19 protein-coding genes, 1 tRNA gene and 1 pseudogene are annotated in these 20,140 nt (G+C 71.1%); 10 read left to right on the top strand and 11 right to left on the bottom strand.

Annotated features, from left to right (window positions below):
* The first annotated feature begins 40 nt into the window (after positions 1–40).
* From ACTWPW_RS36345 to ACTWPW_RS36335, 3 genes are all read left to right on the top strand, one after another.
* Positions 41–781, top strand: coding sequence for a hypothetical protein (locus ACTWPW_RS36345; RefSeq protein WP_443171308.1), 741 nt, complete (start codon positions 41–43; stop codon positions 779–781).
* Positions 782–831: 50 nt separating this feature from the next.
* Positions 832–2,790 (top strand): vWA domain-containing protein, encoded by a 1,959-nt coding sequence (locus tag ACTWPW_RS36340; RefSeq protein WP_375113505.1) that lies wholly within the window; start codon positions 832–834, stop codon positions 2,788–2,790.
* 75 nt (positions 2,791–2,865) lie between these two features.
* Positions 2,866–3,318, top strand: coding sequence for a GNAT family N-acetyltransferase (locus ACTWPW_RS36335; protein WP_375113312.1), 453 nt, complete (start codon positions 2,866–2,868; stop codon positions 3,316–3,318).
* A gap of 252 nt (positions 3,319–3,570) precedes the next feature.
* Here the strand turns inward: ACTWPW_RS36335 and ACTWPW_RS36330 are convergent, their stop codons facing one another.
* Complete coding sequence (locus ACTWPW_RS36330; RefSeq protein WP_364119062.1) at positions 3,571–3,993, bottom strand: DUF6292 family protein; 423 nt, start codon at positions 3,991–3,993, stop codon at positions 3,571–3,573.
* Between the two features lie 139 nt (positions 3,994–4,132).
* Between ACTWPW_RS36330 and ACTWPW_RS36325 the strand changes: the two genes are divergently transcribed.
* Positions 4,133–4,258 carry a hypothetical protein gene (locus ACTWPW_RS36325; RefSeq protein ID WP_375113311.1) on the top strand — a complete coding sequence of 42 codons (126 nt, stop codon included), beginning with the start codon at positions 4,133–4,135 and terminating at the stop codon, positions 4,256–4,258.
* A 10-nt stretch (positions 4,259–4,268) separates the two neighbouring features.
* The gene (locus tag ACTWPW_RS36320; protein ID WP_364119064.1) at positions 4,269–4,700 is read left to right on the top strand and encodes a hypothetical protein; all 432 of its coding nucleotides are present in this window, start codon (positions 4,269–4,271) and stop codon (positions 4,698–4,700) included.
* Between the two features lie 63 nt (positions 4,701–4,763).
* Here ACTWPW_RS36320 and ACTWPW_RS36315 read toward each other — a convergent pair whose 3' ends face one another.
* Together ACTWPW_RS36315 and ACTWPW_RS36310 are read right to left on the bottom strand one after the other, a co-directional pair.
* Entirely contained in the window at positions 4,764–5,903 is a 1,140-nt protein-coding gene (locus tag ACTWPW_RS36315) for a cystathionine gamma-synthase (RefSeq protein WP_375113309.1), read from the bottom strand.
* 138 nt (positions 5,904–6,041) lie between these two features.
* Positions 6,042–6,236: a hypothetical protein gene (locus tag ACTWPW_RS36310; protein WP_364138104.1), complete on the bottom strand. Its 195-nt coding sequence runs from the start codon at positions 6,234–6,236 to the stop codon at positions 6,042–6,044.
* Between the two features lie 212 nt (positions 6,237–6,448).
* Between ACTWPW_RS36310 and ACTWPW_RS36305 the strand changes: the two are divergent.
* A pseudogene (locus tag ACTWPW_RS36305) lies at positions 6,449–7,450 on the top strand (sensor histidine kinase); the annotation flags it as partial.
* Here ACTWPW_RS36305 and ACTWPW_RS36300 read toward each other — a convergent pair.
* Positions 7,373–10,564, bottom strand: a complete 3,192-nt coding sequence (locus ACTWPW_RS36300; protein WP_443171307.1) for a BTAD domain-containing putative transcriptional regulator — start codon at positions 10,562–10,564, stop codon at positions 7,373–7,375. The pseudogene ACTWPW_RS36305 and the gene ACTWPW_RS36300 overlap by 78 nt on opposite strands.
* Positions 10,565–10,626: 62 nt before the next feature.
* Here ACTWPW_RS36300 and ACTWPW_RS36295 point away from each other — a divergent pair, with 62 nt between their 5' ends.
* Entirely contained in the window at positions 10,627–11,484 is an 858-nt protein-coding gene (locus ACTWPW_RS36295; protein ID WP_375113307.1) for an NAD(P)-dependent oxidoreductase, read from the top strand.
* Here the strand turns inward: ACTWPW_RS36295 and ACTWPW_RS36290 are convergent.
* Positions 11,481–12,851, bottom strand: coding sequence for a cystathionine beta-synthase (locus tag ACTWPW_RS36290; protein WP_443171306.1), 1,371 nt, complete (start codon positions 12,849–12,851; stop codon positions 11,481–11,483). The two genes, ACTWPW_RS36295 and ACTWPW_RS36290, sit on opposite strands and share 4 nt — an antisense overlap.
* 127 nt (positions 12,852–12,978) lie before the next feature.
* On the opposite strand from ACTWPW_RS36290, the gene ACTWPW_RS36285 reads away from it, so the two are divergent.
* The 3 genes from ACTWPW_RS36285 to ACTWPW_RS36275 all read left to right on the top strand — a co-directional run bounded on the left by ACTWPW_RS36285 (position 12,979) and on the right by ACTWPW_RS36275 (position 16,700).
* The gene (locus tag ACTWPW_RS36285; RefSeq protein ID WP_443171305.1) at positions 12,979–13,962 is read left to right on the top strand and encodes an SGNH/GDSL hydrolase family protein; all 984 of its coding nucleotides are present in this window, start codon (positions 12,979–12,981) and stop codon (positions 13,960–13,962) included.
* Between the two features lie 104 nt (positions 13,963–14,066).
* Positions 14,067–15,410 (top strand): hypothetical protein, encoded by a 1,344-nt coding sequence (locus tag ACTWPW_RS36280; protein ID WP_375113305.1) that lies wholly within the window; start codon positions 14,067–14,069, stop codon positions 15,408–15,410.
* Positions 15,411–15,482: 72 nt separating this feature from the next.
* Positions 15,483–16,700 (top strand): acetyl-CoA C-acetyltransferase, encoded by a 1,218-nt coding sequence (locus ACTWPW_RS36275; RefSeq protein ID WP_375113304.1) that lies wholly within the window; start codon positions 15,483–15,485, stop codon positions 16,698–16,700.
* A gap of 63 nt (positions 16,701–16,763) precedes the next feature.
* Here ACTWPW_RS36275 and ACTWPW_RS36270 read toward each other — a convergent pair whose 3' ends face one another.
* The 6 genes from ACTWPW_RS36270 to ACTWPW_RS36245 all read right to left on the bottom strand — a co-directional run.
* The gene (locus ACTWPW_RS36270) at positions 16,764–17,171 is read right to left on the bottom strand and encodes a PPOX class F420-dependent oxidoreductase (RefSeq protein ID WP_375113303.1); all 408 of its coding nucleotides are present in this window, start codon (positions 17,169–17,171) and stop codon (positions 16,764–16,766) included.
* Positions 17,172–17,226: 55 nt separating this feature from the next.
* Positions 17,227–17,460 (bottom strand): DUF4287 domain-containing protein, encoded by a 234-nt coding sequence (locus ACTWPW_RS36265; RefSeq protein ID WP_043628756.1) that lies wholly within the window; start codon positions 17,458–17,460, stop codon positions 17,227–17,229.
* 168 nt (positions 17,461–17,628) lie between these two features.
* Positions 17,629–18,423, bottom strand: coding sequence for a Bax inhibitor-1/YccA family protein (locus tag ACTWPW_RS36260; protein WP_375113302.1), 795 nt, complete (start codon positions 18,421–18,423; stop codon positions 17,629–17,631).
* A gap of 564 nt (positions 18,424–18,987) precedes the next feature.
* Positions 18,988–19,060: transfer RNA gene (locus ACTWPW_RS36255), tRNA-Leu, on the bottom strand.
* A 49-nt stretch (positions 19,061–19,109) separates the two neighbouring features.
* Positions 19,110–19,646: a peptide deformylase gene (locus tag ACTWPW_RS36250; RefSeq protein WP_375113301.1), complete on the bottom strand. Its 537-nt coding sequence runs from the start codon at positions 19,644–19,646 to the stop codon at positions 19,110–19,112.
* Positions 19,643–20,140: glycine cleavage system protein R (locus ACTWPW_RS36245; protein WP_443171304.1), on the bottom strand; the 498-nt coding region annotated here is incomplete at its 5' end. The genes ACTWPW_RS36250 and ACTWPW_RS36245, both read right to left, overlap by 4 nt.

The raw sequence follows: 20,140 nt of genomic DNA, 5'->3' as shown, positions 1-20,140 counted from the left end.
CATAGTGAGTAGTTCATCACTCCGTCGGGGGAGACCGCCCATGCGCCCGCTAGTCTGTGCCACCGCCGCCGCCCTCGCCCTGAGCGCCTTCACCGCCCCCGCCCAGGCCGCCAGTTCCGCGTACGGGTACGCCTGGTCCGACGGCAAGGGGCACCTCCGGATCGTGCCGAAGACGGCCACCCGCCTCACCCGGCAGGGCAACGTGCTCCACCGGCTCAAGACCCTGTCCGGGGCCAAGGAGCTGCGGCTCGACTACACCGGGGCCGCGTACGCACGGGTCACGGTCGCGTGCGACCTGAAGGAGACCGAGGGCCAGGTCGCCCTGGACGCCAAGGGCCTGGGCCGCACCGCATGCGCACCCGCCCACCTGCGCGCGTCGCTGGGGCGCGGGCCCGTGCCGGTGCGCGTCGAACACCGGGGCGGCAAGGCCACCAGGGTCAACGAGATCCTGGTCGCCGACTGGCCCGGCGGGCGCTCGGCCACGGGCACGCTGAAGCGCGTCAACGACACGACCGTCGTGTTCGCGACCGGCGGAAAGAAGATCAAGCTGGGCTACTCGTACTCGACGGTCTTCTACCGCACCACCGCCCGGTGCGGCGACGGCTGGCTGACGGGCCGGCCGGTCAACGCGGACCGCAACGGTCTCGGCAAGAAGCAGTGCACGTGGACGGACCTGACGAAGGCGCTCAAGGGCACCCGGCACCCCGTCCTCGTGAAGATCGACTACACGCCGGGCGTGGACTCCCTGGACCAGGTGTGGGAGGTCTTCGGCGACGCCTGAAATTCCATGTCCACACATGAAGGCATTTCTCGGGTTAGCGTGGTTTCGTGATGGCCTTCCGCTATGGCGAATTCCACGACGGCCCCGACCCCCTGGCCCCTCCCTATGACGTACGCGCGGCGCTCGACGAGATGGGCGATGCCATCCTGTCGGGCTCGACGCCGGTCCACGCCCTGCGTGACCTGCTCAAGCGCGGCCTGCCCGGCGCGCAGGAGCGCCGCGGGCTCGACGACATGCTCAGGGAGGTGCGCAGGCGCCGCCGTGACCTGCGCGAGCGCGGGCGCCTGGACGGCACGCTGGAGCGGGCCAGGGCGTTGCTGGACAAGGCGATCGGGCAGGAGCGGGCCGAGCTGTTCCCCGACCCGTCGGACGACGCGCGGCTGCGGGAGGCCGGGCTCGACGGCCTGCCGGAGGACACCGCCAGCGCGATCCAGGAGCTGAGCACGTACGACTGGCGCTCGGCGGCGGCCCGCCAGACCTTCGAGGAGCTGCGCGACCTGCTGCGCCGGGAGGTCCTGGACAGCCAGTTCAAGGGCCTGCGCGACGCGCTCGCCAACCCCGACCCCGAGGCCCTCGAACGCGTCCGCCAGATGATGTCGGACCTGAACGACATGCTCGACAAGGACTCCCGAGGCGAGCACACCCAGGCGGACTTTGACGCCTTCATGGCGAAATATGGCGATCTGTTTCCCGAGAAGCCCCGCAACCTGGACGAGCTCGTCGACATCCTGGCCCGCCGCGCCGCCGCCACGCAGCGCATGCTCGCCTCGATGACCCCGCGCCAGCGCGAGGAGCTGTCCAACCTCATGAACCAGACGCTCGACCAGGCCGGCCTGTCCGACCAGATGCGCCGCCTGGGCGAGGCCCTCTACGCCCGCCGTCCCGACCTGGCCTGGAACGCCCCCGAACGCCTCACCGGCGAGGAGCCGCTCGGCATGGGCGACGCGGTGACGGCGCTGGAGGAGCTGGCCGACCTGACCCAGCTGGAGACCGCCCTGCGCCAGGACTACCCGGGCGCGCGGCTCGACGACATCGACGAGGCCGCCGTACGCCGTGCGCTCGGCCGCTCGGCGGTCGACGACCTGGAGGCGCTCAAGCGGATCGAGCGGGAGCTGGAGGAGCAGGGCTACCTCCTGCGCCGCCGCGGCAAGCTGGAGCTCACCCCCAAGGCCGTACGCCGCCTGGGCGAGACCGCGCTGCGCCGGGTGTTCTCCTCGCTCGACGCGGGCCGCCGCGGCGACCACGAGCAGCACGACGCGGGCTCGGCCGGCGAGCTGACGGGCTCGTCGCGGCCCTGGCGCTTCGGCGACGAGCAGCCGATCGACGTCGTGCGCACGCTGGTCAACGGCGTGCGCAGCGGCGGCGTCGCGCTCGGCGACCGGGTCGGGGTGCGGCTGTCGGTGGACGACTTCGAGGTGGCCGAGACCGAGCGGCGCAGCGCCGCGGCCGTCTGCCTCCTGGTGGACCTGTCCTACTCGATGGCCCTGCGCGGCACCTGGGCCGCCGCCAAGCAGACGGCCCTGGCCCTGCAGGCTCTGGTGGCCTCGAAGTTCCCGCAGGACGCCGTGCAGATCATCGGCTTCTCCAACTACGCCAGGGTGCTGCAGCCGGACGAGCTGGCGGGCCTCGACTGGGACATGGTCCAGGGCACCAACCTGCACCACGCCCTCCTGATCGCCGGCCGCCACCTCGACCGCCACCCCGACTTCGAGCCGGTGGTGCTGGTGGTCACGGACGGCGAGCCCACGGCGCACCTGATGCGCAACGGGCAGTCGGCGTTCGAGTGGCCGCCCTCCCACGAGACCCTGGAGCTCACGCTGGCCGAGGTGGACAAGATGACCCGCCGCCGCGCCACGATCAACATCTTCATGCTGGCGGCCGACGACCGGCTGAAGGAGTTCGTGGACGAGGTGGCCCGCAGGAACGGCGGGCGCGTCTTCTCGCCGAGCGCGGACCGGCTGGGCGAGTACGTCGTCAGCGACTTCCTCCGCCTGCGCCGCTCCCGCTGACGCCACAGACCGGGCGGCGGCGGCTGACCGCTCCCGCGCACGAATTGTCGGTGCCGCCTGCCAAACTCTCTCGGCATGAGCGATGACGTGCGGTTGCGGGATGTCGTGGAGGCCGACCTCGAGGTGTTCCTGGAGCAGGAGCACGACCCGGAGGCGGTGCGGCGGTCGAGATTCGCTCCCCGGGAGCGGGAGGCGTTCCTGCGCCACTGGAAGACCCGCGTCCTCGGCGACCCGACCGTCTTCGTGCAGGCCGTCGTGGTGGACGGCGCCCTGGCGGGCAACCTGGTGGCCTGGTGGGAGGAAGACCGGCGCTTCATCGGCTACTGGTTCGGGCGGGCGTTCTGGGGCCGGGGCGTCGGCACCCGGGCGATGGAGCTCTTCCTCGGCAAGGAGCAGACCCGGCCGCTGTACGCCGACCCCTTCCACGCGAACACCGCGTCCGTACGGCTCCTGGAGAAGCACGGGTTCGAGCGGTCGGGGACGATCAAGCACGGCGAGGACGAGCACATCCTGCTGGTGCTCCACTGACCCCGCGGTGACCGCCCAGCTTCCTGATCGCGCGTCGGTCGGGACCGGCTGATCGCTCTCCTCCGCGCCCCTCGTCGCACACGTGACGTGCGCCCTGCCGTCCCCAGCCGGGAAGGGCCCATCATGCGGCCCCCGGCCCAGGCTCGGGGTTCGGCTCCCCCGTAAGGGGAGCCCGGAGCCGGTCTCGCGCGGAGCGCGTCAGCGGCGGAGGCCCATGCGATTGGCCGGGGATTCGAGACGGTTGTCCCGGGTTCAGGCCTCTATGAGGCGGGAGTAGAAGTCGAGCGCGACGTCGAAGCCGTCACGGCAGTTGCGGTGGGAGCGGTAGCAGGGGCGCCAGGCCGAGCTCGCGCCCACGCCCGCCCTCGCGTCGCTCAGCGCCGACGGTACGCGCTCCGGCTTCGGCAGCAGGCCGTGGCCCAGGTAGCGGACGCCCGACAGCTCCGTGTGCCGGCCGCGCCCGCCCGAGACGAAGGCTCCGAGGCGCCAGCCGCTCTCCTCGTCCCACACCAGCGCGGTGCCGTCGGAGAGCTTGAGGGTGGCGTCACGGGGGTCGCACGGACCCTCCCACCAGTCCACGACCTCGGGTCCGAGCAGGTCGACGACTTGCTGCACGTAGCTGTACGGCTGCTGCAGCCACTCGTCGGTATACGGCTCGACGTGCCTGATGGCCACGGACGGCACCCCCTTGTGCCCAATCGGTAAGGAAAAAGCGACGACAAGCAACCATACCCGCGGCGAACTTATTCCGTTGCACAGCCGTCTAGTCATTACGGACGATATTTACGTCCTAGACGGGGAAGGAGGGGCACCCATGATTGCCATGGTTCTCCTCATTGTGCTGATGGTCGTCGCGGTGGCGGCCACGGAGCTGTGCATGCGCTGCTCCGCAGAGAGCAAAGAGAGTGTCGAGTCCCCCAGCGAGATCGCCGGGGACTAGTCTCTCCGGCATGTCGTCCCTGCTTCTCTGGCTGCACATCGGATTCGCGATCTTCACGATCGGCCCGGTCACCGCCGCGACGATGGCCGCGCCGCGCGTCATCCGCAACAAGAACGTGCCCGCTCTGCAGTTCATCCAGCGTACGACGAGGATCTACAGCCTCGGCAGCCTGGGTGTGTTCGTGTTCGGGCTGGTGCTCGGCGTGGCACTGGGCGGCGGGCTGCTCGGCAAGTGGTACATGACGGCGTCCATGACGCTGTTCATCGTGGCCGCCGTGCTGCTCGTCATCATCGACCGCGACCTGCGCACCGCCGTCCATGCACTCTCGAGCGAGAGCGCGGACGACGATGCGAAGGTGCAGAACGGTCGGATCGCCGCCATCAGCGGGCTGCTGTCGGTGATCTGGCTGGTGATTCTGTTCCTGATGGTGGTTCCCGAATGAGCCCATGCCTGGTCGGCTCGACCCCGGCCGACCAGGTATCGGCCGGCCAGGGACCCCCCGGGGTCAGCCGAGCGCCTGGGTGAGGTCGGTGAGCAGGTCGTCGATGGTCTCGATGCCCACCGACAGCCGCACCAGGTCGGACGGCACCTCCAGCGGCGACCCGGCCGCCGAGGCGTGCGTCATCCGGCCCGGGTGCTCGATGAGCGACTCGACGCCCCCGAGCGACTCCCCCAGCGTGAACAGCTTGGCCCGGTCGCACACCGCGACGGCCTCCGCCTCGCCCCCGGCGACGCGGAACGACACCATGCCCCCGAACCGCCGCATCTGCTTGGCCGCCACCTCGTGGCCGGGATGCTCGGCCAGCCCGGGGTAGAGCACCTCGGTCACGCGCGGGTGGGCGAGCAGCAGGTCCACGACGCGTTCGGCGTTGTCGCAGTGGCGGTCCATGCGTACGCCGAGCGTCTTGAGCCCGCGCAGCGTCAGCCACGCGTCGAACGGCCCGGCCACCGCCCCCATCGCGTTCTGGTGGTAGGCCAGCTCATCGCCCAGCCCGGCGTCGCCGGCCACCAGCGCACCGCCGACCACGTCGGAGTGCCCGCCCACGTATTTGGTGGTCGAGTGCACGACGACGTCCGCCCCCAGGCTGAGGGGCTGCTGCAGGTAGGGCGAGGCGAACGTGTTGTCCACCACCAGCAGCGACCCGTTGTCGTGGGCGAGCTGGGCCAGGGCGGCGATGTCGGCGATGCCGAGCAGCGGGTTGGTGGGCGTCTCGACCCAGACCACCTTGGTCTTCTGCGTCATCGCCGCGGCCACGGCGTCGAGGTCGTGCAGCGGCACGGGGTCGTAGTGCAGGTCCCACCGCTGGTGCACCTTGGCGAACAGCCGGTAGGTGCCGCCGTAGGCGTCGTTCGGGATGATCACGTGGTCCTGCGGCTTGCACACCGTACGCAGCAGGGTGTCCTCGGCGGCCAGCCCCGACGCGAACGCCAGCCCCCGCGCCCCGCCCTCCACGGCGGCCAGCGCGGATTCGAGCGCGGTCCTGGTGGGGTTGGCCGAGCGACTGTACTCATATCCGGACCGCAGGCCGCCCACGCCGTCCTGCTTGTACGTGGACGTGGCGTAGATCGGCGGCACGACCGCGCCGGTCAGCGGGTCGGGCTCCTGACCTGCGTGGATGGCCAGGGTCTCAAAACCGTTGCTCATACAGGCCACGTTAACGGAAGACCCGTACGAAGACGGCCCGCGATCCGGTCCCCACCGGATCGCGGGCCGCTCACGGGGGCACCGTCCCCAACGGCTCCCCGTTCGGGCTCGCGCACCATGCCCGCGCGAGCCGGGTCGTCAGGCCGCCTTGGGTTCGGGCCGGTCCTCGCCTGACCGGGGCGAGAGCCGTACGACGTCCGCCTTGATGAACCGTCCGCGACCGCCCTCCGCGCGCTCCCCGTTGATGCGGGAGAGCAGCACGGGGTCGGCGAGCGCGAGCAGCACCCCGACGACCAGTCCGACACCCAGCAGCACGAACCCGATGGCAACCATTTCCCTGTCCCCTTCCGACATATCCAGCATCGGCGAAGCCCCCCGCCCGCCGCCTCCACTGAAGGGCTGGTCTCCGGCGAGCCCCCTCGGCCGAACGGTTGATACGACTTGTCCGACTTCCGGCCTAGGCTCGGGGCGTGGGGGACTCGAAACGCGTCGTGTACTGGCTCCGCCGGCTCAGCGAGATCGCGATACTCGGCTGGCTGGGCACGATGCTGCTGGTCGACCTCGTGATCGCCTACGACGTCGGGACCTTCCAGTGGCTGGTGCCCGTCTGCGGCGCGGCCGGCATGACGGCCGTGGTGCTGCGGCGCCGGTACCGGCTGGAGGGCTTCGTCGTCATGCTGGCCCTGTCGTTGGGCACGTCGCTGGCGATCGGGGGCACCGGGCTCGACGGCGTGCCCGGCATGACGGAGACGGGCTCGCTGCTCATCCTGCTCATCGGGGTGCTGCGGCACGTCGAGCCGGTGCGCCGGGCGGCCGTGCTGGCGTGCGTGGCGCTGATCGTGCTGATGTCGGAGGCGAGCGGGCGCGACTACCAGAACGCGGGGCTGGTGTTCTCGTTCATCCTGTTCGCCGGCTGGTCGACGGCCGCCGGAGTCGGCGGCTACCTGCGCTTCCAGCAGGAGCGCCGTACGGAGGCGGTCCACTCGGTACGCCGGGCCGAACGCCTGGAGCTGGCCCGCGAGCTCCACGATCTGGTCGCCCACCACATCACGGGCATCGTGGTCCAGGCCCAGGCCGCGCGGACGGTCGCGGAGACCCGCCCGGAGGCGGTGGCGCCGGCGCTGGACGCGATCGCGACGGCGGGGTCGGAGGCGCTTACGTCCATGCGGCGCATGGTCACGGTGCTGCGCGCCGCGGACGACGCGAATCGCAAGCCGGGCGTCACGCTGGCCGACCTACGGATGCTGACCGACCGGTTCTCGTCGGACGGGCCCAGGGTGGCGTTCGAGATCGGGCCGGGGCTGGACGACCGTACGCTGCCGCCGGAGGTCATGACGACCCTGCACCGGGTGCTCCAAGAGGCCCTGACGAACGTACGCAAGCACGCCACCCGCACCGCCTGGGTGGAGGCGGACCTGCGGCGCCACGAGCGGTTCGTGGTGCTGCGCGTCCGCAACTTCGGGTCCGGCTCAGACCCGCGGGTGTCCCGCCTCGGCGGCGGGTTCGGGCTGGTCGGGATGGCCGAGCGGGTGGAGGCGCTGGGCGGCAGGCTCTACGCGGGCCCGTCCCCCGAGGGCGCCTGGGAAGTGGTCGCCGAATTCCCGCTCCCCTGAGCCGAGCTCCCGCTCGCCTGGACCGAGCTCCCGTACGACCGGGGCCCGCTCCTCTGACGCCAGGGCTCGTTCCCCTGACGCAAAAACCCGTTCCCCTGACGCCAGAGCCCTTTCCCCCGAGGCCAGCGCCCGCCCGAGTGCCTCGTCGCCGAGCGCGGCGCGCAGCCGCCCGAGGATCCGGTCCACGTCCAGCCGCTCACCCGCCGGCAGCGGCGCCCCCACCGACCGCCTGATGGCCGTCGCCGCCCCGAGCAACCCCGCCGCCTCCTCCGCGTCGGAGAGCGACAGGGCCCCGGCCAGCCCCTCCAGGGCCAGCGCGATCGCCCGCGGGTCCCCGGTGGCCCGCGCGGCCAGGTAACCCTCGCGATGCCGGTCGAGCGCCGCCTCCGCGTCGCCCCGCTGCTCGGCCGCGAACCCCAGCTCGGCCATGATGAACGCGACCCCGGGCGTCCCCCGCACCTGCCGCAGCCAGTCCAGCACGGGCAGCAGGTACGCCTCCGCCTCCGCGTACCACCCCCTCCGCCGCGCGCTCATGGCCAGCCCCAGCAGGGCGTTCTCCTCCGCCGACTTGTACGACTGCTCCACCGCCAGCACCCGGGCCCGCTCGTGGTAGTCGTCGGCCCCCGCGTAGTCCCCCGCCAGCAACGCGATCCGTCCCAGCCCGGCCAGCTTGAACGACACCTCGAACCCCAGCTCCTCCGCCAGCCGCAGCCCTTCTTCCCGCAGCCGCGCGACCCGCGGATAGTCCCCCCGGATCTCGGCCGCCCGGTCGAGCACGTCCATGGCCTCGATCTGCCCCCACGCGTCACCCAGCTCCCTGAACAGCGCCAGCCCCCGCTCCCCGTCGCGCTCCATCCCCGCCAGGTCGCCGCGCCCGACGGCGAGCTTGGCCCGCAGGCACAGGGCCGCCGCGACCCCCCACCGGTCCCCCAGCGCCTCGTACGCCGCCAGCGCCAGGTTCGCCGCCGCCTCGTGCGCCTGCCGGTCCCCGTACGCCCAGCGCACGTGGCTCAGCAGCCAGTCGGCCAGCGCCGCCCCGGCGCGGTCGAGCTCGCCCCGCCGCACGGGCGAGGCCGCCTCCCCGATCAGCAGCTCGACCCCGGCCAGCCAGACCGACGCCCGCGCGGCGACCGCCCCCGAAGGAGACCCGGCGGCCCCGCTCAACGCCGCCGACAGGGCCCGCCGTGCCTCCCGGAGCCGCCCGCGCAGAATCCAGTACCAGGCCAGCGCGTTGACCAGCCGCAACGCCTCCGCGCCGGCCAGCGCGAGACGCAGGTTGGCGCTCTCCGCGTCGAGCCGCGAGAGCCACTCCCGCTGCCCCGCCCCCCGCAGGTCCGCCCGCTCGGCCAGCGCGGTGTAGTAGCGAGCGTGGCGTTCCCGGATCAGGTCGTGCTCCCCCGCCTCCCGCAACCGCTCCACGCAGTACGCCCCAACGGACTCCAGCAGCCGGAACCGGGGTCCCGCCACGCGCACCACCAGCGACCGATCCACCAGTCTGGCCAGCGTGTCCAGCACGTCCACGCCGGGCTCGGCACAGATCTCCTCGGCGGCCTCCAGCGTGCACCCGTCGGCGGGCACGGCCAGCCGCCGCAGCACCACCCGTTCGGCGCCGGTCAGCAGCTCCCAGCTCCAGTCGATCATCGCCCGGAGCGTGCGCTGCCGGGCGGGCGCGTCCCGCATCCCGGCGTTGAGCAGCCGGAACCGGTCGTCCAGCCGGTCCGCCAGCTCCTGCACGCCGAGCGCCCGAACGCGCGTGGCGGCCAGCTCCAGGGCCAGCGGGATGCCGTCCAGCCGCCGGCAGATGGTGGCCACCGCCGGGCTCGCCCCGACGTTCGCCCGGGCCGTGAACAGCCGTACGGCCTCGGCCTCGGGCAGCGGCGGCACCACGCGTACGTGCTCGCCCGTCACCCCCAGCGGCTCCTGGCTGGTGGCCAGCACGCGCAGCCCCGGAGCGGCCCGCAGCAGGCCCGACACCAGCTCGGCCGCCGCGCCCACCAGGTGCTCGCAGTTGTCGAGCACCAGCAGCACCCGCCTGCCCGCCAGCACCCCGGCCAGCCTGGACGGCAGCGGCGCGGCGGCGTCGTCGCGCACCCCGAGCACGGCGGCCACCGCCTCGGCCGGATCGACCGCCCCGGCCAGCTCGACCAGCCAGACCCCGTCCGGCTCGGCGGCGTCGCGCGCGACGGACAGGGCGAGCCGCGTCTTGCCGACGCCGCCCGGCCCCGTCAGCGTCACCAGCCGGGACGTGGCCAGCAGCTCCTGGACCTCGGCCAGCTCCGCCGCCCGCCCGACCAGCTCGGTGAGAGGCGCGGGCAGGTTCGTGCGGGGCGGGGCCGACAGGCCCGGGTCCTGCCGCAGGATCGCCTGGTGGAGCGCCACCAGCTCGGGCGACGGGTCCACCCCCAGCTCCTCCCGCAGCCGCTCCCGCAACTCCCCGTACGCGGCCAGCGCCTCGCCCTGCCGCCCGCCCCGGTACAGCGCCCTCATGTGGGCGGCCACGAGCCGCTCGCGCAGCGGGTGCCGGGCCACCAGGGCGCCGAGCTCCACGGGGTCGCCCAGTTCCAGGCGTACCTCGGCCTGTTCCTCCAGGGCCACCAGGCGCGTCTCCTCCAGGCGGGCGGCCTCGGCTCGGACGAAGTCCGCGTCGGCGAAGTCGGCGTAGGCCGGCCCCCGCCACAGCGCGAGGGCCTCCTCCAGCTCGGCCGCCCGCGTGGCGGGGTCCTCCGAGCGCCGGTCCACGAGCGCGCGGAAGCGGTCGGCGTCGGAGGAGTGGTCCGCCAGCCGGTACCCCGCCGGGCCGAGCACGACCGAGGCCGGGTCACCGAGCGAGCGGCGGAGCTGGGAGACGCGGGCCTGGAGGGTGCCCAGCGGGTTGCGGGTGGGCCGCCCGCCCCACAGGTCGTCGATGAGCCGGTCGGCCGAGACCGGCCCGCCCCCGTGCGCGAGCAGGTCGGCCAGCAGCGCCCGCACCTTGGCCTCGGCCACGGTGAGAGGCGAGCCGTCATCCGACCGGACCTGCAACGGCCCGAGCACCCCGAAACGCACCACGTCATAGCCAACCCGTGGCGGACCCGAAGTGTTTCCGTAGCGGCCTGCCCGATGGTGGGGGCATGAGCGAAGTGACAGTTGTGGGGCTCGGCCCGATGGGGTCGAAGATGGCCGAGACGTTCCTGGCCGCGGGCCACGAGGTGGCGGTCTGGAACCGTACGGCGAGCAAGGCCGACCCGCTGGTGGCCAAGGGCGCCAGGCGGGCGGCGACGGCCGCGGACGGCGAGTTGCTGGTTCTCAGCCAGATCAGCTACCAGGCGATGTACGACAGCCTCGGCGACGCCAGGCTGGACGGGAAGGTGGTGGTCAACCTCAGCTCGGGCACCCCGAACGAGCTGCGCGAGGCGGCCCGCCGGGTGGCGGAGCGCGGGGGCACCCTGATCACGGCGGGCATCATGGTGCCGCCGCCGGGGATCGGGGAGCCGGGGGCGTACACGTTCTACAGCGGCCCGAAGGACGCACTCGACCGGCACAAGGCGACGCTGGAGGCGCTCAGCGAGGTCACCTACGTGGGGGCCGACGAGGGGCTGGCGATGCTGTACTACCAGGCACAGCTGCTGATCTTCTGGTCCAGCCTGACGAGCTACATGCACGCGATGGCGCTGCTGCGCACGGCCGGGGTGGAGCCGAAGGAGTTCCTGCCGTTCGCGCAGGAGTCGTTCATCTCGCTCGGCGGCGACGGGGCGATGGGCTTCGCCAGGCACCTGGCCGAGGAGTTCGAGGCGGGGGTCTATCCGGGCGAGCTGAACTCCCTGCACATGCAGGCCGTCGGCCTCGCCCACGCCGTGGAGGCGCTGGAGGAGGCGGGGGTGGAGACCACGGTGCCGAAGGCGCTGCAGCGGCTGTTCGAGCGCGCCGACGCCGAGGGCCGCGGCGGCGAGGGCCTCGGCACCGTGATCGAGTCGATCAGAAAGCCCTAGTGGTTGGCCAGGAAGGCGAGCAGGTCCTGCCGGGTGATCAGCCCGGAGGGCTTGCCGTCTTCCAGCACAACCGCCGCATCGGCCTTCTCCAGCGCTTCAACCGCACGCGCCACAGGTTCACCACTGCCGATCGTGGGTAGCGGCGCCGACATGTGATCGGCGATCGGGTCGTCGGAGGAGAGCCTGCCGTGGTAGAGGGCTTCGAGGAGATCGCGCTCGACGATGGAGCCGACCACCTCGGCCGCCATGACCGGCGGCTCCTCCTTCATCACCGGGAGCTGGGACACCGAGTATTCGCGCATGATCGCGATGGCCGTGCCGACCGACTCGTGGGGGTGCGCGTGCACGAACTCCGGCAGCCCCGGCCTCTTGCGCGCCAGCACGTCACCGACCAGCCCCTCGTCGGAGGAGGTGGTCAGGAACCCGTAGTCGGCCATCCAGTCGTCGTTGAAGATCTTCGACAGGTAGCCGCGGCCGCCGTCCGGCAGCAGCACGACCACCACGTCGTCGGGCGCCGCCGAGGCCGCCACCCGCAGCGCCGCGACCACGGCCATGCCGCAGGAGCCGCCGACCAGCAGCCCCTCCTCGCGGGCGAGCCGGCGGGTCATGTTGAAGGACTCCTTGTCGGACACCGCGATGATCTCGTCGCAGATCTGCGTGTCGTACGTGACCGGCCAGATGTCCTCGCCCACGCCCTCCACCAGGTAGGGGCGCCCGGACCCGCCGGAGTAGACCGAGCCCTCGGGGTCGGCCCCGATGATCTTCACTCGCCCGCCGGAGACCTCCTTCAGGTAGCGCCCGGCGCCGCTGATCGTGCCCCCGGTGCCGATGCCCGCGACGAAGTGCGTCACCCTGCCGTCGGTGTGCTCCCACACCTCGGGGCCGGTCGAGTGGTAGTGGGAGTCGGGGTTGTTGGGGTTGGAGTATTGGTCGGGCTTCCAGGCGTTGGGCACCTCGCGCGCCAGCCGGTCGGAGACCGAGTAGTAGGAGTCGGGGTGGTCGGGCGAGACGGCGGTCGGGCAGACGACCACCTCGGCGCCGTACGCCCGCAGCACCGCGATCTTGTCCTGGGCCACCTTGTCCGGCACCACGAACAGGCACCGGTATCCCTTCTGCTGGGCCACGATGGCCAGCCCCACACCGGTGTTGCCGGAGGTCGGCTCCACGATCACGCCGCCGGGGCGCAGCGCGCCCGACTTCTCGGCGGCCTCGATCATGCGGACCGCGATGCGGTCCTTGACCGAGCCTCCCGGGTTGAAGTACTCGACCTTGGCGAGCACCTGGGCGGGGACTCCCGCATTGACTTTGTGCAGCCGGACCAGCGGAGTGTTCCCCATCAGGTCGACCAGGGAATCGTAAACGCGCACCGAGGTGTTCACCTTCTTTGCCAAAGCTTGATCAGCTTGCCAATGGCCGAGATCCAGTGGGGGTGGCAGGCCCTCGGCTACTTTCAAGCAAACGCTACCGCCGAGTTCGACTAGGGAGGGCACCTACGTGGTCTGGGCAGCTGGCATGGCGCGGGCGGCACGGAAGATTGCTACGGCAGCGGCGCTCGGTGGTGGCGGGCTGACGGCCCTGGGAGCCACGGCGTACGGGCTGCTGATCGCCGAAGGGCTGCTCGCGCGCAAGGTCATCGGACGTCCGCACGGCCTGGACGGGCCGCCCTCCGACGGCGTGTACGGCGACTTCCCCGGCGAGCCGCTCAAGATGGCCATGCTCGGCGACTCCACCTCCGTCGGCCTGGGCATGACCGATCCCGCCCACACGCCCGGCGTGCTGCTCGCCAACGGCCTGGCCGCCGTCGCGGAGCGCAAGGTGCGCCTGCTGGTCGCGGGCAAGTCCGGCGCCCCCTCCGCCGACCTGGCGCAGCAGGTGGACGTGGCGCTGGCCATGGAGCCGGACCTGGCGGTCATCTTCGTCGGGGCGAACGACATCATCACCCAGACGCCGCCCGCGATCGCCGTGCGGCATCTGGCCAAGGCCGTGCGCCGGCTGCGCGACGCGGGGGTCGAGGTGGTCGTGGGCACCTGTCCCGATCTGGGCACCGTGCGGCCCATCGCGCAGCCGCTGCGCTGGGTGACGCGGCGCTGGAGCCGCCAGCTCGCCGCGGCGCAGACGGTGGCGGTGGTGGACGCGGGTGGCCGTACGGTGGCGTTCGCCGACGTCCTGGGCCCGGAGTTCGCTACAAATCCGACAGAAATGTTCGGACCGGATCGTTTCCATCCATCTGACCGAGGTTACGCGCAGGCCGCTTACGCGGTGCTACCTTCGGTGTGCGCTGCGTTGGGGCTTTGGCCCGAGCCGCGTCCCGCACGCGGCGAAGCACTGCAACCGATCTACCTCGCGGCGGCTACGGCCGCGGAGGAGTCCGGCACCGAGGTCACCGCGACCCGGGTCGACGGACGGACGACGGGCCTGCACGGGAAGTGGGCGACGTTGTTCCGCCGGAGGCTCGGCGAGCCCGTCAACGACGCCTGACGGTCATTCCGATGACCCCCGACGGCTCGGCGAGACCGCGCCCCCAGCCGGTTACCCTCCGAGTCGAAGCCGTCACTCCTCGTCCCCTTTGGAGTGAATTGCCCGTGCTCCGGCCCCTCTGGAAACCGTCCATCGCTCTCGCCGGAACCCTCGCCGCCACCGCCTGCTCCGGCAGCGACGCGGCCACCTCGAACTTCCCGACCTGGCACAACACCCAAGTCAACGCCGTCAGCCGGATGGCGGTGGCCGGCGGTGTGGTCGCCACCACCTCCTTGAGGCCCGACGGCACGCTCGAGACCGTCGCCGTCAACCTGCGCGACGGCAGGCGGCTGTGGGCCTACCCGGCCACGATGGCCGGCCGCCTGCCCGGCATGGGCGTCTCCGCACCCGCCATCGTGCAGGCGGCCGGGGGGCAGAGCGTGGTCGCCGCGCTCGACCCGGTCAGGAAGGGCTCCTGGAACGCCACCCTCGTCGTCCGCGACGCCCACTCCGGGGTGCAGAAGTGGACGAGGCCGGTGCACTCGACGTTCGGCCCGCAGCGCTGCGGCCCGTACGTGTGCCTGTCCGAGCACACCGCGCTGGCCAAGGCGCGCATGGTGGTGCTCGATCCGGCCACCGGGAAGCAGCTGTGGAAGCTGCCCGGGATCTCCGAGGTGGAGTGGGCCGACCAGAACCGGGTCCTGCTGCTCAGGCTGGCCGCCAACCCCATGGTGGAATCGTACGAGCTCAAGACCGGCAAGCTCCAGTGGCAGCAGCCGATCGAGCAGGCGCTCGGGCCGGGGATCGACATGTCGGGCGGGTGGGCGTTCGGCTCGTCGGGCGACGACCTGGTCGGCTACGTCGCCCCCTACACGAACCCGCGGACCAAGAAGGTCTCTACGTTCGGCCTGTTCTCCGTGAAGATCGCCGACGGGACGATCAACTGGATGCGGCCCTCGGTCGTACGCGTCTATCCGAGCGGCAACCCCGGCTACGCCCCGGTCGTACGCCCGGTCGACCGCCATGGCTCCTACGGCGGCTTCGCCCGGCTCGACTCGGGCACCGGGCGCGTGGTCGGCCAGATCACCGCCGCCGAGGTGCCGGGCTCCGGCTGGTGGCTGGCCTTCCCCGACCGGATGGACAAACTGGGCTTCCTCAAGCACAACGCCAAGGGCACGGCGTTCGACATCGTCTCCGGCCAGGCCGTACCGGTGGAGGAGGAGCGCGGCTGGTCCTTCTGCGTCACCGACCCGAAGCCGCTGCCGCTGCGCGGGCAGGCGCCGGGCTTCTACTCCACGGCCGCCATCTGCGAATACGACCTCGGCACCGGCAAGCGGGTCTCCCCGGCCACGGCCCCGCCGCCCTGGTTCACGGGCAGCCAGGACGGCTGGCGGCTGTGGCGGGACGAGAAGGGCGCCATCCACGCCGTGAACGACCACACGACGACGGCGCCAGGTATGTACGGATAGGGCAGGGGTCCGCGGGCCTTGCGCGAAGAACTGGAATATAGTTCTACTATTAGCGCCGACAAAGGAGGGGCCATGCCCGAGGCAGTCATCGTCGCAACCGCGCGTTCCCCGATCGGACGAGCCTTCAAGGGCTCGCTCAAGGACATCAGGCCCGACGACCTGACCGTGCAGATGATCCAGGCGGCGCTGGCCAAGGTGCCCCAGCTCGACCCGTCCTCGATCGAGGACATCATGCTCGGCTGCGGGCTTCCCGGTGGTGAGCAGGGCTTCAACATGGCCCGGGTGGTGGCGGTGATGCTGGGGCTCGACGACGTGCCGGGCACCACGGTGACCCGCTACTGCTCCTCGTCGCTGCAGACCACCAGGATGGCCTTCCACGCGATCAAGGCGGGCGAGGGCGACGTGTTCGTCTCGGCCGGCGTGGAGACCGTCTCCCGCTTCACCAAGGGCAACTCCGACTCGCTGCCCGACACCCACAACCCGATCTTCCTCGACGCGCTGGGCCGGACGAAGTCGTTCGCCGAGGGCGGGCGCGCCTGGCACGACCCGCGCCAGGACGGCGAGATCCCCGACGTCTACGTGGCCATGGGCCAGACGGCCGAGAACGTCGCCCAGATCAAGGGGGTCTCCCGCCAGGAGCAGGACGAGTTCGGCGTGCGGTCGCAGAACCTGGCCGAGAAGGCGCTGGCCGACGGGTTCTGGCAGAAGGACATCACGCCCGTGACCCTGCCGGACGGCACCGTGGTCGGCAAGGACGACGGGCCGCGGGCGGGGACGACGTACGAGAAGGTCTCCTCGCTGGCCCCCGTCTTCCGCCCCGACGGGACCGTCACGGCCGGCAACTGCTGCCCGCTGAACGACGGCGCCGCGGCGGTCGTCGTGATGAGCGACGTCAAGGCGGCCGAGCTGGGCATCACGCCGCTGGCCAGGATCGTGTCCACCGGCGTCTCCGGCCTGTCGCCGGAGATCATGGGGCTCGGGCCGGTGGAGGCGTCGAAGCAGGCGCTGTCCAGGGCCGGGATGGCGATCGACGACATCGACCTGGTGGAGATCAACGAGGCGTTCGCGGCCCAGGTGATCCCCTCCTACCGCGAGCTCGGGATCGACCTCGACCGGCTCAACGTCAACGGCGGGGCGATCGCGGTCGGGCACCCGTTCGGGATGACGGGGGCCCGGATCACCTCGACGCTGATCAACAGCCTGCAGCACCACGACAAGAACATCGGGCTGGAGACGATGTGCGTGGGCGGCGGCCAGGGCATGGCGATGGTCATCGAGCGCCTGAGCTGACCGTACGCCCTTAGCTGACCGTATGTACGGTGGTCGGGCGCCCGCGCAACCGGGCGCCCGGCCTCAGCCGTGGTGCTCCGGCCCCACCCGGGTCGGGGTGACCCGCACGATCACGCGCCGGTCGCGGACCATGGCGGCGCGGTAGTCCTCCCAGTCGGGGTGCTCGCCCGAGATGTCGCGGTAGTAGGTGACCAGGTGTTCCATGGCCTCCGGCAGGGAGACGACCTCCGCCGTGCCGTCCACCTGGATCCACTCGCCGAAGAACCGGTCGGTGAAGACGCACAGCGACACCTGCGGATCGCGGCGCAGGTTACGGACCTTGATCGCCGTTTCCCTGGTGCTGATGACCACGTGGCCGTCCTGGACTCCTACCGTGACCGGGGACATCTGCGGGCGCCCATCCGGATGCCTGGTCAGCAGGACCGCGTGGTGGTTGCTGCGGAGAAAGCCGAGTGCCGTGTCGAGATCCATCCCCCCATGATGACGCGCCCGTGCTTGGGGCACGGGCGCGGGGATGGGTTTGGGCCTAGATGAAGCCCATGCGGTTACGGCGGTGCCGCTCGTGCTCGTGGACGATGGCGGCGGCGTAGCCGTGGGTCAGCCCGTGCTCGTCGGCGAGCCAGTTGGCCCGCTCGTCACACCTCAGGAAAGCCGGGCCGTTGTCGATGGCTTGAAACCACTCTGGGAGTTCGCGTCCCGTTATCGTGGGGACTCTGGCGATCAGCTTTGTCTGCGTCTCCGGTGAGTGGTTCAAGGACATGGGCACCTCCGCGGATTAAGGTCCTTTGCTTGACACTGCAACACCCACGTGAGAATGGCAAGCCCCCAACCTGGCATCATTTTGTGACGGCGGGTAGATTTTCGGTCGCACAGCGAGAGGGCCCCGCCGGAACGGCGAGGCCCTCTCGGGTGACACGAGGCTGAACGGCTAGTCGCTACTGGTGAAATAGCTGACGAACCGGAGCACCTCGAGGTAGATCCACACCAGGCTCAGCGTCAGGCCGAACGCGCACTGCCAGGCGAACTTCTCCGGGGCGCCCTGCTTGACGCCCTGCTCGATCGAGTCGAAGTCGAGCAGCAGGAAGAAGCAGCCGAGCAGGATCATGACGACGCTGAAGATCCAGCCGATCGGGCTGTCGGTGCGCAGGCCGAGACCACCGTCATTGAACAGGCCCACGAGCATGTTGACGAGCAGCAGCCCGAGTGCCGCGATGGCGGCCGCGACGGTGAACTTCACCAGCTTGGGCGTGACGCGGACGATGCGCAGGGAGTAGACGGTCAGCACCGCGCCGAACGCGAATGCCGTGCCGAGCACCGCCTGCAGCACGATGCCGCTGACCATGCCCTCGAAGACCGAGCTGATCTTGCCGAGGAACACGCCCTCGAACACCGCGTACGCCAGGATGAGCGCCGGGTTGGTGCTCATCGTGAACGAGGCGATCAGCCCGAGGATCAGCGCGACGACGGCCGCGCCGATGGCGACCATCGGCGGGACGTTCAGGATCCAGGCCGCGGCAGCGGCCACGACGAGTGTCCCGAGGGTCAGGAACCCTCGGACCACGACGTCGTCGAGCGTCATGGTCCGGAACGCCGGCCGGGACGGTGGTGCGTACGACGGCGCGTCGTACATGTTCTGCAACTGGTCGGGGGACGGGTTGGGACCTGCCCAGCCCGTCGCGGCCTGCTGCCGCGACCTGCTGAATACGGGGTTCTTGCTCTCCATCGCTGCCTCCTGTGACGCCGAGCCTAAGGGGCGCGGCGGCACCTTGGTCAACTGTCGCTCTAGATCGATGTTCATTCGGGACGGCTCCGTTCTCAACGAACGTGCCCACCGGAGAGTTCCCCTGATCATCCGCCGCCGGAAACCCTTCCCGGAGGGGCGGCCGGCCAGGGGCGCCCGGCCCGGCGGAGGCCCGGTCGGCGACTATCCGTGTTTCCCAGAACGAAAAGGCCGGTTGTAAAGCGTAGTCGGCCATTCACGGAAAGAAACATCCGCAAAGCGCGGGAGAAAGCAGGAAACCGACGCGTTGTCAATATCGAGAGGAGCACGAAAAGTTTTCGGGCGGGCGAACACGGGCTCACATCCACACCCTGTCCACCGGAGGTTACCGGGCCACCCGCGACGCACTCCACCGGTACGGCACCGGCCCTCCACCAGCAGTGATCGGCTGGTGACAGAACAACTCCATAACAACTCGATATCGACCACGAAGGGCACGCCCGGGCCCAGTCCGACGATCGCGGTAAACCTCCAGGTCAGAGACCCAAAGACAATGAAGATGGCAAGTGCCCCCGGCGGGATTCGAACCCGCACGTCAACCCTTTTAAGGGGTTTGCCTCTGCCATTGGGCTACGGGGGCGCCGCAATCATACGAAACGGACCATGCTTCCGAGGAGCACAACTTCGCATCAGGCGTCACAACTGTGAAGTCTGCGGTGAAGTGATAGCGCTCCAGGGACTCTGTCCAAGAAGAGTAGACCGTCCAGATGGTCCAGTTGGTGCTGAATGCAGCGAGCTTCGAAGGCATCAGCTTCGATGGTGACGGTCTCGCCGGTGCCTGGCAAATGCCCATGTACGGTGATACGCGTCGCACGGCACACGTCGGCGGTGAGCCCCCTGATGGATGCGCAGCCCTCGCGCCCGTGGTCCCAGTGGGCCGCGCCCGCGAGCCGTGGATTGGCCACCACGAGCTCTCCGGCCCACGAACGGCTCCTGGGGTGGAGACCGGCGTCAAAGGCGATCAGCCGCCAGCTCAGGCCGATCTGGGGGGCGGCCAGGCCGGTCGTGGCGGGCTCGTGGCGCAGGGTGGCCAGGAGGTCGGCCGCCGCGGCCACGACTTCGGGGGCGGTCGGGTCCACCGGCTCCGCCACGGCGGACAGGATGGGGTGCGGGGCGCCGAGCAGCTTCCGCGCGGTCCCCCGGGGGGTCCCGGCCGGCCGGGTCACAACAGGTCCGGTTCGACGGGCCGGAAGGTTATGTCCGAGTCCAGGCTGGCGCCGACGGCCGCCAGCCTGCGCATGAGCGCCGCCACGTCCACCTCCTCGGGTAGCTCGACGTCGGCGATCAGCACGTACAGGCGGCCGGTGAGCCTGGTGCTCATGCCGGTGATGTTGCCGCCGTCCGCGGCGAGCACGGCGCTGATCGCGGAGATGATGCCCGGCCGGTCGGGACCGTGCACGGTCAGCACGTAACCCAGGCCGCCGCCGTCGTCGCAGAAGTGGCGGCGGGCCTCGATGGCCGAAGCGGTGATCACGAGGTCCGGCTCGCCCACGCGCTTCATCAGCTCGGCCGAGTCCAGCTCGCCGGACACGAGCAGCATCATCGCCACGTGGCCCCCGAGCAACGTCATGGTCGAGTCCTGGATGTTCGCGCCGCAGTCGGCGAGCGAACCGGTTACTGCGGCGATCACGCAAGGCCGATCGACACCAAGCACGGTAAC

Source organism: Nonomuraea sp. KM90 (assembly GCF_052246675.1).
In the GTDB taxonomy this organism is placed as follows: Bacteria; Actinomycetota; Actinomycetes; order Streptosporangiales; family Streptosporangiaceae; genus Nonomuraea.
The sequence above is the reverse complement of the archived record's forward strand: the minus strand, read 5'-3'. Positions and strand labels throughout refer to the sequence as shown.